Source organism: Streptomyces thermospinosisporus, assembly GCF_039526425.1.
GTDB lineage: Bacteria > Actinomycetota > Actinomycetes > Streptomycetales > Streptomycetaceae > Streptomyces > Streptomyces thermocarboxydovorans.
The window spans coordinates 162,149-177,443 of sequence record NZ_BAAAIZ010000008.1 but is presented as its reverse complement, the minus strand read 5'-3'; the positions used below and the strand labels follow the sequence as shown (position 1 = coordinate 177,443).

The following is a 15,295-nucleotide window of genomic DNA, read 5'->3' as shown; positions in this document are numbered from 1 at the left end:
GCCACAATCCGTTAGCTTCCGTGACTCAAACGCCCCGTACGACCCGGACGAGGCGTCAGAACCGCGGAGCACCAGCGCCCTAGTGAGCCCCCGGGGGCACCCTCATGACACGCGCCATCTCCCTGCACGACGTGAGCAAGTCCTACACGCGAGGCGTCCGCGTGGTGGAGCACCTCTCCCTCGACATCGCCCCTGGCGAGTTCCTCGTCCTGCTCGGCCCGTCCGGCTGCGGCAAGTCCACCGTGCTGCGGATGATCGCCGGCCTGGAGACCATCGACGAGGGGCATCTCTTCCTCGACGGCGAGCTGAGCAACGATCTGCCCCCGTCCGAGCGGGACATGGCGATGGTGTTCCAGAACTTCGCCCTCTACCCGCGGATGACCAGCCGGGACAACATCAGCTTCCCGCTGCGCATCGAGGCCCCCGGCGAGGACCCGAGCCCGCGCGTGGACGCCACCGCGCGCATGCTGGGCATCGAGGACATCCTCGACCGCTTCCCCGCCCAGCTCTCCGGCGGCGAACGGCAGCGGGTCGCCATGGGCCGGGCCATCGCCCGCCACCCCTCCGCCTTCCTGATGGACGAGCCGCTGTCCAACCTGGACGCCAAGCTCCGCAACCACCTGCGCGCCGAGATCTCCACGCTCACCCGCAAGCTGGGCGTCACCACCGTCTACGTCACCCACGACCAGGCCGAGGCGATGTCCCTCGGCGACCGGGTCGCCGTGCTGCGCGGCGGGGTGCTCCAGCAGGTCGGCAGCCCGCGCACGGTGTACGCGCTGCCGAAGAACGTCTTCGTCGCCGCGTTCATCGGCACCCCGCGCATCAACCTGCTGCGCGGCCTGATCCGCGCCCCGCTCGACGGCGCCATGAGCATCAGCCTCGGCAAGCAGTTCCTGCGGCTGCCCGAACCGCTGTCCCTGGACCACCAGTTGCTGCGGGTCCAGCAGGGCCGCGAGGTCATCGTGGGCCTGCGCTCCGAGGCGGTCCGCATCGCCAAGCCCAGCGCCGCCCGCCCGGGCGAGGTGCCGCTCACCGGGCTGGTGGAGCACCTGGAGTTCCAGGGGCACGAGGTCCTCGTCCACTTCAACACCGGCTCCAGCCCCGCCGTCGTGCCGGAACTGGAGGCCCCGCGCCCGCGGCCCGGCCGCACCGACCGGCGGCGCCGCCGCGACGGCACGGTCCTGGAGCGGCTGCGCGAGCGCGCGGTGGCGCTGCGCTCGTCAGGCGTGGCCACCCTGGAGCGCCCGCCCGAGCCGGAGCCGCCGTCGCCCGCCGCCGAGCCGCGCCTGCCCGGCGATCTGATCGTCCGCACCACCCCCGACATCCGTCTGCAGCACGGCATGCAGGTTCCGCTCCTGGTCGACCTCGCCCATCTGTTCGTCTTCGACCAGCACGGCGAACGCATCTGCCCCAGCCCGTCGCGGCTGCCGGATCTGGAGGAGTGAGGGCGCAGGACCTCTCCGGGCGAGGGCCGATGATGGGGCGGGACCCCGCTCGTCGCCGGTCCCCTCTGGCGCCTGAAAACTAACATCGCTAGTTTGAGTGCCGGACGACGACGGCCCCGCCCCGGAGGAAGCGTGATGAAGGCATACGACGGCATGTTCATCGACGGCGCGTGGCGCCCCGCCGCCGGCCCGGATGTGATCGAGGTGGTGAACCCGGCCGACGAGCAGGTGATCGCCACCGTCCCCGCCGGCACCGCCGAGGACGTCGACGCCGCCGTACGGGCCGCCCGCGCCGCCCTCCCGGCCTGGGCCGCCACACCGCCCGCCGAGCGCGCCGCCCGCCTCGCCGCCCTGCGGGACCGGCTCGAGGCCCGCAGGGACGAGATCGCCGAGACGGTGACCGCCGAACTCGGCGCACCCCTGAAGCTCTCCCAGACCGTGCACGCCGGCGTGCCCATCGCGGTCGCCGGCTCCTACGCCGAGCTGGCCGCCACGTACTCCTTCGAGGAGAAGGCGGGCAACTCCACGATCCTGCACGAACCGGTCGGCGTGGTCGGCGCGATCACGCCCTGGAACTACCCCCTGCACCAGATCGTCGCCAAGGCCGCCCCCGCTCTGGCCGCCGGCTGCACCGTCGTCGTCAAGCCCGCCGAGGACACCCCGCTGGTGGCACGCCTCTTCGCCGAGACCGTGCAGGAGGCCGGGATCCCGGCGGGCGTGGTCAACCTGGTCACCGGACTCGGCCCGGTCGCGGGCCAGGCCCTCGCCGAACACCCCGGCGTCGACCTGCTCTCCTTCACCGGCTCCACCGCCGTCGGCCGCCGCATCGGCGCCATCGCCACCGGCATGGTCAAGAAGGTGGCCCTGGAACTCGGCGGCAAGTCCGCCAACGTCATCCTGCCGAGCGCCGACCTGGCCCGCGCCGTCAACGTCGGCGTCGCCAATGTGATGTCCAACTCCGGCCAGACGTGCAGCGCCTGGACCCGCATGCTGGTCCACCGCGACCACTACGACGAGGCCGTCGAGCTGGCCGCGGCCGCCGCCGCCAAGTACGGCGACCGCATCGGCCCGCTGGTCAGCGCCGCCCAGCAGCAGCGCGTCCGCGGCTACATCGAGAAGGGCATCGCCGAGGGCGCCCGCCTGGTCGCCGGCGGCCCCGAATCCCCGCGCGAGAAGGGCTACTACGTCAGCCCGACCGTCTTCGCCGACGTCACCCCCGAGATGACCATCGCCCAGGAGGAGATCTTCGGCCCCGTCCTGTCCGTCCTGCGCTACGACGACGAGGAGGAGGCTCTGCGCATCGCCAACGGCACCGTCTACGGCCTTGCCGGCGCCGTGTGGGCCGGGAGCGAGGAGGAGGCCGCGGCCTTCGCCCGCCGCATGGAGACCGGCCAGGTCGACATCAACGGCGGCCGCTTCAACCCCCTTGCCCCGTTCGGCGGTTACAAGCAGTCGGGTGTCGGCCGTGAACTCGGCGTGCACGGCCTCACCGAGTACCTCCAGACCAAGTCCCTCCAGTTCTGATCAGTCAGCGTCCTTTCAAGTCCCTCCGTTTCTCAGGGGAGTCACCTCCGCCATGGCTGTCCGTGCCGCCGTCCTGCCCGCCGTCGACGCCCCGCTGGAGATCACCGGCATCGAGCTGGCCGAGCCCGGCCCCGGCCGGGTCCGCGTCCGGCTCGCCGCCGCCGGGGTCTGCCACTCCGACCTGTCCCTGTCCAACGGCACCATGCGGCTGCCGGTCCCGGCCGTCCTCGGCCACGAGGGCGCCGGCACCGTCGTCTCCGTCGGCGAGGGCGTCACCCGTGTCGCGCCCGGCGACGGCGTGGTCCTCAACTGGGCGCCCTCCTGCGGCGCCTGCCCCGCCTGCGCCCGCGGCGAGGTGTGGCTGTGCGCCGACGCCCTCAGCGGCGCCGCCGCGGTGCACGCCCGCCGCGCCGACGACGGCACCGGACTGCATCCCGGCCTGAACGTCGCCGCGTTCGCCGAGGAGACGGTGGTGCCCGCCTCCTGCGTCCTGCCCGCCCCCGAGGGCGTCCCGCTCACCGACGCCGCCCTGCTCGGCTGCGCGGTCCTCACCGGCTACGGCGCCGTCCACCACTCGGCCCGCGTGCAGCCCGGAGAGACGGTCGCCGTGTTCGGCGTCGGGGGAGTGGGGCTCGCCGCCCTCCAGTCCGCGCGCATCGCGGGTGCGTCCAGGATCGTCGCGGTGGACGTCTCCCCGGCGAAGGAGGAGCTGGCAGTGGCGGCCGGTGCCACCGACTTCCTCCTCGCCTCCGACACCACACCCCGCGAGATCCGCGCCCTCACCGGCAAGGAGGGCGTGGACGTGGCCGTCGAGTGCGTCGGCCGCGGGGCCACCATCCGCGCCGCCTGGGAGTCCACCCGCCGCGGCGGCCGCACCACGGTCGTCGGCATCGGCGGCAAGGACCAGCAGGTCACCTTCAACGCCCTGGAGATCTTCCACTGGGGCCGCACCCTGGCCGGCTGCGTCTACGGGAACTCCGACCCGGCGCGCGACCTGCCCGTCCTCGGCGAGCACATCCGCGCCGGCCGCCTCGACCTGGGCGCCCTGGTGACCGAGCGCATCGCCCTGGACGGCATCCCGGCCGCCTTCGAGAACATGCTGGCGGGCAAGGGAGGCCGCGCACTGGTGGTCTTCTGACGGTCCCCGCCGCCACCCCGGCCTGCGCCTCTTCAGGCCGGGGACTCCGGCATGCCCACGGGCCGGAGCCGGTCCGTCCCGCCTCCGGAAAATCGGTCCTGCACAACCCGTTGACGTCCATACCGTCCGGTCAGTACGTTCCCCGGAACCCGGGCCACCGTTTCGCTGTTCCGTCCCCGCACCCTCGGAGCGAGCACGTATGGACACCGCAGACACCGCACCCTCCGCTCAGCCGCTCACCTCCACCACCCCCGCGGCCCCCCACCGCCGCCGGGTCGCCACCGCAGCCGCGCTCGCCTCGGCCGTCGAGTGGTACGACTACTTCGTCTTCGGCATCGCCGCCGCCCTGGTCCTCGGCGACCTGTACTTCCCGGCCGGCAGCTCCGCCGCCGGCGTCCTGGCCGCCTTCGCCACCTTCGCCGTCGGCTTCCTCGCCCGCCCGCTCGGCGGCATCGTCGCCGGACAGCTCGGCGACAAGCGGGGCCGCAAGCCGATGCTGGTCCTCGCGCTCACGCTGATGGGCCTGGCCACCACCGGCATCGGCCTGCTCCCGACCTACGAGACGATCGGCGTCGCCGCCCCCGTCCTGCTGGTCCTGCTGCGCGTCGCCCAGGGCGTCGCGGTCGGCGCCCAGTGGGGCGGAGCCATGCTGCTCGCCACCGAGTACGCCCCCGAGGGCAAGCGCGGCCTCTACGGCAGCGTCGTCCAGCTCGGCGTGCCCATCGGCGTGGTGACGGCCAACACCGTCTTCCTGATCGCCGGCGCTCTCACCAGCGACACCGCCTTCACCGCCTGGGGCTGGCGGGTGCCGTTCCTGATCGGCCTGTTCGTCCTCGCCCTCGCCTGGTACATCCACACCCGCGTCGAGGAGACCCCCGAGTTCCGCGAGGCCGAGCGGGCCCTGGCCGAGAAGGAGAAGGGCGAGCAGGCCTCGCCCCTGCGCACCGTCCTGCGCGGCCACCTGGGCACGGTCCTGCTGGCCGGCGGCTCCTTCGCCGTCAACACCGCGACCTTCTACATCCTGATCACCGGGGTCCTCGACTACACCACCCGCGAACTCGGCATGGACAAGGGGCCGGTGCTCGCCGTCTCGCTCTGCGTCAGCCTCACGCAGCTGGTGCTGATCCCGGTCTCCGCCGCCCTCTCCGACCGCCTCGGCCGCATCCGCATCTACGCCCTCGGCGCCGTCGGCATCGCCCTGTGGGCCGTCCCCATGTTCCTGCTCATCGACACGGCCTCCCTGCTCTGGCTCGCGGTCGGCACCTTCGTCGCCAGCTGCTTCCTGAGCATCATGTACGGCCCCCAGGCGGCCCTGTTCGCCGAGCTGTTCACTCCGGAGATGCGCTACACGGGAGCGTCCCTCGGCTACCAGATGGCAGCGGTCGCGGGCGGCGGCCTGGCCCCCTTCTTGATGGTCCTCCTCCTGGAGGCCACGCACACGTCCATGTCGGTCTCGGCCTACATCATCGCCCTCGCGGTGATAGCCCTCATCAGCATCAAGATCCTGGCAGACCGAGCCCGTTCACGCTGACGCGGATGCCGGGTGCGGGGCCGACCGAGGCCGCGGGGCGACCGGGGGAGTGACGCGGGGGCGCCCCGAAGACTCCGCCGGCCGCAACTCCCCCAGGCGCGGGGAACTGCGCGCCCAGCCACGCCGCACCCCCGCACCCCGCACCCGGCATCCGCCCGAACCCGGCACCCCTCTCTGCCGCTGCTCCTCCCTCAACTCACCCCAGGGCGCATGCCGGCTGGAAGATACGGCGCCCCGAAGACTCCGCCCGCCGCAACTCCCCCAGGGGCGCGGGGAACTGCGCGCCCAGCCACGCCGCACCCCGCACCCCGCACCCGGCATCCGCCCGAACCCGGCACCCCCTGAGCCGCCGCCCCTCCCTCAGCTCACCTGGACCGATCCGGAACTCACCCGGACCCGATCCGCAAGTCACCCGCCTCGATGCCCAGCACCTCCGACAGCACCCGCTCCCCGACCGCCGTGACCTTCACCGCCCGCCCCGACCCGATCCGCACGCACCACCCCGCTCCCAGCGCATGCCGGCACAGCGCCGCCCCCGCCGCACCGGCCAGATGCGGTCGCCGTTCGGTCCAGTCCAGGCACGCCCGCGCCAGCGGCCGCCGCCCGCCCCGCGCCAGCGGAATCCCGACCTGCCCGAACCACTCCACTCCCGCATCCGTCAAGGCGAACCCGGTGTCCTGCCGCAGCAGCCCCCGCCGGGTCATCGCATCCGTCACCGCGATCCCCAGCCGCCCCGCGAGATGGTCGTAACAGGTGCGCCCCCGCGCCATCGCCGACCCGGCACTGGCCTCACGCAGACCGCGGGGCGCCCGCCGGGCCTCCGCCGGCACCTGCGCCGCCAGATCCTCCACCAGCTGGGCGACCCGCGCGTCGGCCAGCCGCACATACCGGTGCCGCCCCTGCCGTTCCTCCGTCAGCAGCCCGCCCGCGACCAGCTTCCCCAGATGCTCGCTCACCGTGGACGCCGCTACCCCCGCGTACCGCGCCAGCTCACCCGCCGTCCAGGCGCGCCCGTCCAGCAGGGCCAGCAGACACGCGGCCCGCGTCTCGTCGGCGAACAGCCCGGCCAGCCGCGCCAGCCCCGCCGCCTGTGGATCCCTCGAGGTCATGCCTCCCAGCATGCGGCAGGCACACTTCGGCGCCCACCGAAAGATGCACCCACCGAAAGATGAACGCACCGAAGCACGCACGCACTCAAACCGGCACGCACTCAAACCGGCACGCACTCAAACCGGCACGCACCGCAAACCGGCACGCACCGCAAACCGGCACGCACCGCAAACCGGCACGCCCGCCCGCCTACGCAGTACCCCGCACCTGCTCGTACTGCCGTGCCAGCCCGTCCAGCAGCGCCGTCAGCCCCGTCTCGAACGCCCGCTCGTCGATCTTCTCCTGCTTCTCGGCGAGCCGATGCGCCTGCTGCAGATGCGGGTAGTCGGCCGGGTCGTAGGCGCTCGCGTCGTCCGGGAAGCCGCCGGCGAAGGACCCCAGGGCGGAGCCCATGATGAAGTACCGCATCAGCGCGCCGATGGAGGTCGCCTGCGCCGGCGGCCACCCCGCCTCCACCATCGCCCCGTACACCGCGTCGGCGAGCCGCAGCGCGGCCGGACGCCGGCCGGGACCCCGGGCGAGCACCGGAACGATGTTGGGGTGGTCGCGCAGCGCGGCCCGGTAGGAGACGGCCCAGTCGTGCAGGGCGGTCCGCCAGTCCCGCCCGTCCTCGAACATCGACAGATCGACCTGCGCGCTCACCGAGTCGGCGACCGCCTCGAGGATCTCGTCCTTGGTGCGGAAGTGGTTGTAGAGCGAGGGCCCGCTGACCCCCAGTTCCGCGGCGAGCCGGCGCGTGGAGACGGCCGCGAGGCCCTCTGCGTCCACGAGCGCACGGGCCGCCTCGACGATCCGGTCGGTGCTGAGGAGGGGCTTGCGCGGTCGGGCCATGGCGCACATAGTAGGGCTGCGGCTGAAAACTAGCAGTGATAATTTAAGGATTGCACGTTCAACTTCTTCTCTGGAGTGAGTGACCCTCATGAACCTGGAGCTCAGCGAGGAGCAGAGCGCCATCCGCCGGCTCGCCCGGGACTTCGTCGAGCGCGAGATCGTGCCCCACGCCGCCGCCTGGGACCGGGCCGAGGAAGTGGACCGCGGCATCGTCAAGAAGCTCGGTGAGCTCGGGTTCCTCGGTCTGACCATCGACGAGGAGTACGGCGGCTCCGGGGGCGACCACCTGGCGTACTGCCTGGTCACCGAGGAGCTGGGCCGGGGCGACTCCTCCGTGCGCGGCATCGTCTCCGTCTCCCTGGGGCTGGTCGCCAAGACCATCGCCGCCTGGGGGAGCGAGGAGCAGAAGCGGCAGTGGCTGCCGGGCCTCACCTCCGGCGAGTACGTCGGCTGCTTCGGCCTCACCGAGCCCGGCACCGGTTCGGACGCCGGCAGCCTCACCACCCGCGCGGTGCGCGACGGCGACGACTATGTCGTCAACGGCACCAAGATGTTCATCACCAACGGCACCTGGGCCGACGTCGTACTGCTCTTCGCCCGCTCCACCGACGCACCCGGCCACAAGGGCATTTCCGCCTTCCTGGTCCCCGCCGACGCCCCCGGACTGACCCGCCGCACCGTCCACGGCAAGCTGGGCCTGCGCGGCCAGGCCACCGCCGAGCTGGTGTTCGAGGACGTCCGGGTGCCCGCCTCCGCGATGCTGGGCGCCGAGGGCAAGGGCTTCTCGGTGGCCATGTCCGCCCTGGCCAAGGGGCGCATGTCGGTCGCGGCCGGCTGCGTCGGCATAGCCCAGGCGGCCCTGGACGCGGCCGTGCGCCACGCGGGCGAGCGCGAGCAGTTCGGCCGGACCATCGCCCACCACCAGCTGGTGCAGGAGCTGATCAGCGACATCGCCGTCGACGTGGACGCCGCCCGGCTGCTGACCTGGCGGGTCGCCGACCTGATCGACCGGGGCCTGCCCTTCGCGGTGGAGTCCTCCAAGGCCAAGCTGTTCGCCTCGGAGGCCGCGGTGCGCGCCGCGAACAACGCCCTTCAGGTGTTCGGCGGTTACGGCTACATCGACGAGTACCCGGCCGGGAAGCTGCTGCGCGACGCCCGGGTGATGACCCTCTACGAGGGCACCAGCCAGATCCAGAAGCTGGTCATCGGCCGCGCCCTGACCGGGGTCTCCGCGTTCTGAACCGGACCGGGACCCCCTCGGCTGCTGGGGCGGGTGCCTCAGTTGCTGAGTACGTCGCCTGAGTATCCGAGCGGATGTGGCGCGGGCCACGTCGGCCGATGCTGTTCCGCATGAGTGACACACCGGTCAAGCAGCAGAGTACGGCCGCCTTCTACGGTCAGGCCGTCGCCTCCTTCGCGATCGCCCTGGGTGCCACCGCGATCGGTATCTTCAATCTCCAGACCGATGCCTGGGTCCGGGCGTTCCTGGGCATCGCGGTCCTGTATCTGGTCACCTCGGCCTTCACCCTGGCCAAGGTCATCCGTGACCGCCAGGAGGCCGGGCAGCTCGTCAACCGGGTCGACCAGGCCAGGCTGGAGAAGCTGCTCGCCGAGCACGACCCGCTGCAGAAGCTCTGAGGCCGCCGAGACTTCGTGATCACGGAGGGTCCGAGATCACGCAGGCTCCGAGGTCGCTAAGCGCTCGCTCACCCTTGCCGGTATGGTGTTGTCCCTGCCAGCGAATGGGGTGAGTGATGAGTACGGCGGAGGAAACGGCCGGTGGCGAGGTGCAGCCGTGGGCCGAGGTCACGCCCGACGCGGCCCGACGGCTGCTGCTCGCCGCCGTGGAGGCGTTCGCGGAACGGGGCTACCACGCCACGACGACCCGGGACATCGCGGGCCGCGCGGGGATGAGCCCGGCAGCGCTCTACATCCACTACAAGACCAAGGAAGAGCTGCTGCACCGCATCAGCAGGATCGGGCACGAGAAGGCCCTGGACATCCTGCGCACGGCGGCCCGCGGCGAGGGCAGCCCGACCGAGCGGCTCGCCGACGCGGTGAGCTCCTTCGTCCGCTGGCACGCCGGCGGGCGCACCACGGCGCGGGTCGTGCAGTACGAGCTGGACTCGCTCGGTCCCGAGGCGCGCGCCGAGATCGTCGGTCTGCGCAAGCAGGTCAACGCCGAGGTGCGCGGCATCATCGAGGACGGCGTGCGCACGGGTGAGTTCGACGTGCCCGACGTCCACGGCACCACGCTCGCGGTGCTCTCGCTCTGCATCGACGTGGCCCGCTGGTTCAATGTGAACGGGCCGCGCACCCCGGAGGAGATCGGCGACCTCTACGCCGACCTCGTACTGCGGATGGTCGGGGCGAAGGACGCCGGCTCCCGGTCGTGAGCCGCGGGCAGACGCATCACAGGTAGTAGCGGGCCACCGACTCGGCCACGCACACCGGCTTGTCGCCGCCCTCGCGCTCCACGGTGAAGGCGGTGGTCACCTGCACGCCGCCCGGCACCTCGTCGACGCCGGTGATCACGGCCGTGGCGCGCAGCCGGGAGCCGACCGGCACGGGGGCGGGGAAGCGCACCTTGTTGGTGCCGTAGTTGACGCCCATCTTCACGCCCTCGACGGAGATCAGCTGGGGCCCGAACAGAGGCAGCAGGGACAGTGTCAGATAGCCGTGGGCGATCGTCGTGCCGAAGGGGCCCGCGGCGGCCTTCTCCGGGTCGACGTGGATCCACTGGTGGTCGCCGGTCGCCTCGGCGAACAGGTCGATCCGCTTCTGGTCGATCTCCAGCCAGTCGGTGTAGCCCAGCTGTTCGCCCACCGCCGCCTTCAGCTCGTCGACGGACGTGAAGATCCTCGGCTCTGCCATGTCCCGGCCTCTCTCTGCGCCTACCTCGGGCTGATGTCTAAGCGACTGCTTAGCATGGTGGGTGTGCGCGGCCCCTGTCAACGGACCGGACGCCGGGAGGGGTGGGTAGGCTTCGAGGGGTGCCCAAGATTCCCGAGAAGATCCACGAGCTCACCGTCGGCCAGCTCTCCGCACGCAGCGGCGCCGCCGTCTCCGCCCTGCACTTCTACGAGTCCAAGGGCCTGATCAAGAGCCGCCGCACCTCCGGCAACCAGCGCCGCTACAGCCGGGACACGCTGCGCCGGGTCGCCTTCATCCGGGCCGCCCAGCGGGTCGGCATCCCGCTCGCCACCATCCGCGAGGCGCTCGCCGAGCTGCCCGAGGAGCGCACCCCCACGCGGGACGACTGGGCCCGGCTCTCCCAGGCGTGGCGCTCCGAACTGGACGAGCGCATCACCCAGCTCAACCGCCTCCGCGACCACCTCACCGACTGCATCGGCTGCGGCTGCCTCTCCCTGGACACCTGCGTCCTCTCCAACCCCGACGACGCCTTCGGCGACCGCCTCACCGGCTCCCGCCTCCTCCCCGAACGCAAACAGCCAACTCGCTGACGCGTCCCTTTCGACCTGAGCAGCGCGTCGCCGCTGGTCCGGTCTGCGGCTGGTGACCGCGACCCCCGCCGGGGGCCGGCGCCGCCCGTGGCCCGGCGGCCGCCTGTCGCCGTCTGGCCCCCCACGGCCGGGCGCCGAAGCTGTCACCATCGGCCGGCCGTAGGCCGGTCACCGGAGTTCGCCTCCGCGTGCTGCTTCGGCTGCTGCCGGTCAGCAGCGCCCTCGCCGCGCGCCCAGCCCGCGGCCGACGCCGCAGCTCCCCGCGCCGCCGCGGGCACCCACGCCCGCCTCGCTGCGGGCTGTCAGGGCCTGTTTTTCGGATCTTGCCGCTTCCGGTGGCGGTGCCCTTGCAGCCGAGCCGAGTGGGGTCTGGTGCGTGCAGCTGCAAGGCGGAGGAGGGCGGCGACGCGTCGGGGGTCCCTCCCGCGCGAGCGCAGCCGAGCGTGGGGGAGTCGCCAACCGACGACAACGCCGCAGACGCGCGTGCCGGACCCCGCGACCGGCGGCAAGATCCGAAGACAGGCCCTAAGCGTCTCGGCGCGGGCGCTCCGGCCTCCCTAGCTGCGGGCAGTCGTGCCGCTGGGGCGATGGGGGTCCCCCGCTCGAGCGGAGTCGAGAGTGGGGGAGGGTGGGCGCAGCGGCACCCTGCAAGCGCGGGCAAGCGCCACCCCACCCCCGGCCGGCACCCGCGCCGGGTGCCCCAATCCGGGCGCAGCCCTGGCACGGGTGCCGCTCACCACGCAAACCGCCGACCGGCGGCCCCCTCACTCGTACTCCGTTCCGCCCTTGCGGGTCAGGTACGCAGGGCTGATCGCCTTGGCTATGGCACGGCCGCCCGTGACGTCGCTGCGGCGTTCGACCGCCGGGCGGATGACGACACCCTCCCGCAGATGCAGCCCGCGCCCGGAGACGGTCTCGCGCCCGGTCGCGATCCGCAGGACCTCGTCGCTGTCGTAGGGGCCCTCGTACAGCCGGGGCACCAACGGCAGCCTGCCCTCCAGCAGCTCGGCCGCGTCCAGCCAGCGCACCTGCCCGTCGATCTCCGCGGACACGTCGAACACGGCGTAGCCCAGGGTGTCGCGCCGCCCGTCCGCGCCGTACGTCAGGTCCTGCACGCCGGCGCCGTACACCTCGCCGAAGATGCCGACGCGCCGCGCGCCCAGCCGGCCGGCCAGCTCCGCCGCCGCCTCGGCGACCCCGTAACCGCGCACCGCGCGCCAGTACAGATTGCGCGGATCCTCCTTCAGCGCCAGCGACTTGGCACCGTAGCCCTTGGAGGAGACGTACACGCGGTCCTCGTCCGCGACATAGGTCAGCAGACAGGCCGAGCCGTGCAGCTTCTCGGTGAGGACGACGGGCTCGCCCGGCGCGAAGATGTCGGGGTAGCGCTGGATGTTCTCGATGTCCACCCAGGGCAGCAGGTCCGGGGCGGGCTCCACCTCGCCGCTCCTGGTGGGCGGCACCGGGGGAACCCACTTGGTGATCCCCAGCCGCTCCGCGAAGTCCGTGCCGTCCTTCGCCGCCTGTTTCAGGTCGACGTCCGCCAGCGCGTTCGGGCGGCACACGATGCCCTGCGACAGCTCACCGCGCAGCCGTACCGCCTTCACCCGGTCGCGGTTCCCGCCCGCCAGCCGTCCGGTCAGCCCCAGCTCCTCGATCAGCTCGGCCGGCAGCACCGCCTGCTCGGGGATGTACACGGCGACGTCACCGGTGCGGTACAGGCCCTTGGCGACGACCGCGCGGTACAGGCCCACCTGGGCCAGCTCGAGCGCGTCGGCGTTGGGATGCTCGTGGATGGTCAGGACTTCGGCGGTGACCCGCAGCGTCGACATCGAGGCCGCTCCTTCGGGTTGTCAGGTGCGTTTCATCGCCCCCGACTGTCCGCAGGAGAAAGGGGTGGAGCGACCGGTTTACCGCTTGCTACGGTCTTCACCCGCGGTCGCGGCCCGCCCGGCGATCGCGGGGGTGCGGCCTGCCCTCCGCACGCCCCGCACCCTTCAGGCCGACACCAGCAAAGTGGTGCGTCGTGCGTTCGCCAGCGCCTCGGCCGTGAGGACCGGCGTCGGCACCAGGATGCCGCAGTCCGTGCACACCGGGCCCGCCGACGGTTCGTGATCCAGGTCGTAGCGCCAGACGAGCCGTTCCCCCCGGCACACGGGGCACGCCGAACCCGGCTCCCGCTCCAGCGCGGCGATCAGCCGCCGCAGCACCTCCGCCAGCGGCTCGCGCGGATGCACCCGGGGGTCGTCGCACCAGGCCACACCGAAGCCGCCCCAGGTCATCCGGTGCCAGTCGTCCACGCTGCCGGGCCTGCGCAGCCCTTCCTGCTTCTCCTTCTTGCGCCGCTCGGCGAACTCCGCCTCATAGGTCAGCCAGACCGCCCGGGCCTCCTCCAGCTCCTCCAGTGCGGCCACGAGCCGCGCTGGGTCCACGGAGCGGTCCTCGGGGTCGAATCCGGCCCGCGCGCACAGATGGTCCCACGTCGCCCTGTGCCCATAAGGAGCGAACCGCTCCAGGCACTTGCGCAGCGAATAACGTCGCAGTGCCAGGTCGCACCGCGGATCGCGGACCTGTCTCGCCAGACTTCGGAAACCGGCCATCGTCCTGCACCTCCGTCACACCTGCACCTGTCGTCCGGTCACTTCGGCGTCGTCGAAGGACGTCGCCGGATAGACGTACCGAAAAGCGAATCGGCTCCATCTGTTTTTCGATGGCCCCCATCGGCGGGCCGCAGGGCTCGCGCGCCAACCCTCTTGCGCCCGGGTTCAGTTGTGGTCCGCAGTACGCGCCGGGCGCACCTCGTGCGCCCCGGCACCCCTGGTCCGGACCGAGAACTCCCGCACTGAGAACTCCCGGCACAGGCCACGGGTTCCTGAAAGCGGGCACCGGTATGCATCGCGGCGGCAGAACGGCGTGGAAAATGCGGTGGGGGNNGCCGCCCCCCACCGCATCGCATTCCCGCCCGGCGCCGCCTCAGCGGTACAGCAGGTACTCCCGCCGCATCCGGCGGAATTCCCGCAGCTCGTCCTGCCAGGCGCCCACCACCTCGTCCACGCCGGCGCCCGAGTCGATCAGGGTGCGCACCAGCGTGGATCCGGTCAGTTTGTCGATCCAGTTGTCCGCGCGCCAGGCGAAGCCGCTCCACACCCGCTTGGCCGAGATCAGCAGGCCGATGCCGGTGCGCACGGGGTCGAACGCCTCGCGGTCGTGCACATGCAGCTGCACGCCCCCGACCGTCTTGCCCTGGAACTTGGAGAAGGTCGGGGTGAAGTACGCCTCACGGAAGCGCACGCCCGCGAGCTCCAGCTCGTTCGCCGCGGCCGCCCACCGCCCGTCGATGCCCTCCGCGCCGAGCAGCTCGAACGGCCGGGTGGTGCCGCGCCCCTCCGAGAGGTTGGTCCCCTCGAACAGGCAGGTCCCCGAGTACACCAGCGCGGTCTCAGGCGTCGGCATGTTCGGGCTCGGCGGCACCCAGGGCAGCCCGGAGGCGTCGTAGAAGTCCGAGCGCCGCCACCCCGACATGCGCACCGTCTCCAGCGGCACCGGGGAGGTGAGGAACTCGTGGTTGAACAGCCGCGCCAGCTCGGCCACCGTCATCCCGTGCGCCTGCGAGACCGGCTGCCGTCCGACGAAGGTGGCGAACTCCTTGTGCAGCACCGGGCCGAGGGCAGCCCGCCCGGTCACCGGGTTGGGCCGGTCCAGGACGACGAACCGCTTCCCGGCGAGCTGCGCCGCCTCCATGCAGTCGTACATCGTCCAGATGTAGGTGTAGAAGCGGGCGCCGACGTCCTGGATGTCGAAGACCACCGTGTCCACGCCGGACGCGGTGAAGATGTCGGCGAGTGGCTGACCGCTCTTCAGGTAGGTGTCGTAGACCGGCAGCCCGGTCGCCGGGTCGTCGTAGCGGCCCTCGGAGCCGCCCGCCTGCGCCGTGCCGCGGAAACCGTGCTCGGGACCGAACACGGCGATCAGGTCGACGCGGTCGTCGGCGTGCATCACGTCGACGATGTGCCGCACGTCGCGGGTGATGCCCGTCGGGTTGGTGACCACCCCGACCCGCTGCCCGTCGAGCAGCGCGTAGCCGTCCGCCGCGAGCCGCTCGAACCCGGTGCGCAGCTTGCGTCCGGAGCCGTGGCCCGGGCCGGGGGCCGCGTACGCCGGTGCCGCGCTCACCGCCGCGGCGGCGGTTGTGGCGGCGAGCAGGTTCCGTCTGGACAGCTTCATGCGGTGACCTCCGTGATCCCGGCAGATG

Annotated in this window: 14 protein-coding genes; 8 read left to right on the top strand and 6 right to left on the bottom strand. The window is 72.4% G+C overall.

Annotated elements, in window-relative coordinates:
* Positions 1-104 precede the first annotated feature (104 nt).
* The 4 genes from ABD207_RS03810 (at position 105) to ABD207_RS03795 (ending at position 5,638) form a co-directional block, all read left to right on the top strand.
* Entirely contained in the window at positions 105-1,445 is a 1,341-nt protein-coding gene (locus ABD207_RS03810; RefSeq protein WP_344010015.1) for an ABC transporter ATP-binding protein, read from the top strand.
* Positions 1,446-1,580: 135 nt separating this feature from the next.
* On the top strand, positions 1,581-2,969 hold the full coding sequence (locus ABD207_RS03805; protein ID WP_344010014.1) for an aldehyde dehydrogenase family protein: 1,389 nt from the start codon (positions 1,581-1,583) through the stop codon (positions 2,967-2,969).
* Positions 2,970-3,021: 52 nt separating this feature from the next.
* Positions 3,022-4,107, top strand: a complete 1,086-nt coding sequence (locus ABD207_RS03800) for a Zn-dependent alcohol dehydrogenase (protein ID WP_344010013.1) — start codon at positions 3,022-3,024, stop codon at positions 4,105-4,107.
* A gap of 199 nt (positions 4,108-4,306) precedes the next feature.
* Positions 4,307-5,638, top strand: a complete 1,332-nt coding sequence (locus ABD207_RS03795; RefSeq protein WP_344010012.1) for an MFS transporter — start codon at positions 4,307-4,309, stop codon at positions 5,636-5,638.
* 386 nt (positions 5,639-6,024) lie between these two features.
* On the opposite strand, the gene ABD207_RS03790 is transcribed toward ABD207_RS03795, so the two are convergent.
* Positions 6,025-6,759 carry an ArsR/SmtB family transcription factor gene (locus tag ABD207_RS03790; RefSeq protein ID WP_425580620.1) on the bottom strand — a complete coding sequence of 245 codons (735 nt, stop codon included), beginning with the start codon at positions 6,757-6,759 and terminating at the stop codon, positions 6,025-6,027.
* Positions 6,760-6,937: 178 nt separating this feature from the next.
* On the bottom strand, positions 6,938-7,588 hold the full coding sequence (locus ABD207_RS03785; RefSeq protein ID WP_344010009.1) for a TetR/AcrR family transcriptional regulator: 651 nt from the start codon (positions 7,586-7,588) through the stop codon (positions 6,938-6,940).
* 79 nt (positions 7,589-7,667) lie between these two features.
* Between ABD207_RS03785 and ABD207_RS03780 the strand changes: the two genes are divergently transcribed.
* The 3 genes from ABD207_RS03780 (at position 7,668) to ABD207_RS03770 (ending at position 9,975) form a co-directional block, all read left to right on the top strand.
* The gene (locus ABD207_RS03780) at positions 7,668-8,819 is read left to right on the top strand and encodes an acyl-CoA dehydrogenase family protein (RefSeq protein WP_344010008.1); all 1,152 of its coding nucleotides are present in this window, start codon (positions 7,668-7,670) and stop codon (positions 8,817-8,819) included.
* Between the two features lie 110 nt (positions 8,820-8,929).
* Positions 8,930-9,217 (top strand): YiaA/YiaB family inner membrane protein, encoded by a 288-nt coding sequence (locus ABD207_RS03775; RefSeq protein ID WP_344001381.1) that lies wholly within the window; start codon positions 8,930-8,932, stop codon positions 9,215-9,217.
* A 116-nt stretch (positions 9,218-9,333) separates the two neighbouring features.
* On the top strand, positions 9,334-9,975 hold the full coding sequence (locus tag ABD207_RS03770) for a TetR/AcrR family transcriptional regulator (protein ID WP_344010006.1): 642 nt from the start codon (positions 9,334-9,336) through the stop codon (positions 9,973-9,975).
* 16 nt (positions 9,976-9,991) lie between these two features.
* Here the strand turns inward: ABD207_RS03770 and ABD207_RS03765 are convergent, their stop codons facing one another.
* Positions 9,992-10,453: a MaoC family dehydratase gene (locus ABD207_RS03765; RefSeq protein WP_344010005.1), complete on the bottom strand. Its 462-nt coding sequence runs from the start codon at positions 10,451-10,453 to the stop codon at positions 9,992-9,994.
* Between the two features lie 119 nt (positions 10,454-10,572).
* Between ABD207_RS03765 and soxR the strand changes: the two genes are divergently transcribed.
* A complete protein-coding gene (gene soxR / locus ABD207_RS03760) occupies positions 10,573-11,043 on the top strand; it encodes a redox-sensitive transcriptional activator SoxR (protein ID WP_344001375.1) in 471 nt (156 codons plus the stop codon).
* Positions 11,044-11,807: 764 nt separating this feature from the next.
* Here soxR and ABD207_RS03755 read toward each other — a convergent pair.
* From ABD207_RS03755 to ABD207_RS03745, 3 genes are all read right to left on the bottom strand, one after another.
* The gene (locus ABD207_RS03755) at positions 11,808-12,875 is read right to left on the bottom strand and encodes an RNA ligase (ATP) (RefSeq protein WP_344010003.1); all 1,068 of its coding nucleotides are present in this window, start codon (positions 12,873-12,875) and stop codon (positions 11,808-11,810) included.
* A gap of 165 nt (positions 12,876-13,040) precedes the next feature.
* Positions 13,041-13,643 (bottom strand): hypothetical protein, encoded by a 603-nt coding sequence (locus ABD207_RS03750; protein WP_344010001.1) that lies wholly within the window; start codon positions 13,641-13,643, stop codon positions 13,041-13,043.
* A 373-nt stretch (positions 13,644-14,016) separates the two neighbouring features.
* Complete coding sequence (locus ABD207_RS03745) at positions 14,017-15,267, bottom strand: exo-beta-N-acetylmuramidase NamZ family protein (RefSeq protein ID WP_344009999.1); 1,251 nt, start codon at positions 15,265-15,267, stop codon at positions 14,017-14,019.
* Positions 15,268-15,295 lie beyond the last annotated feature (28 nt).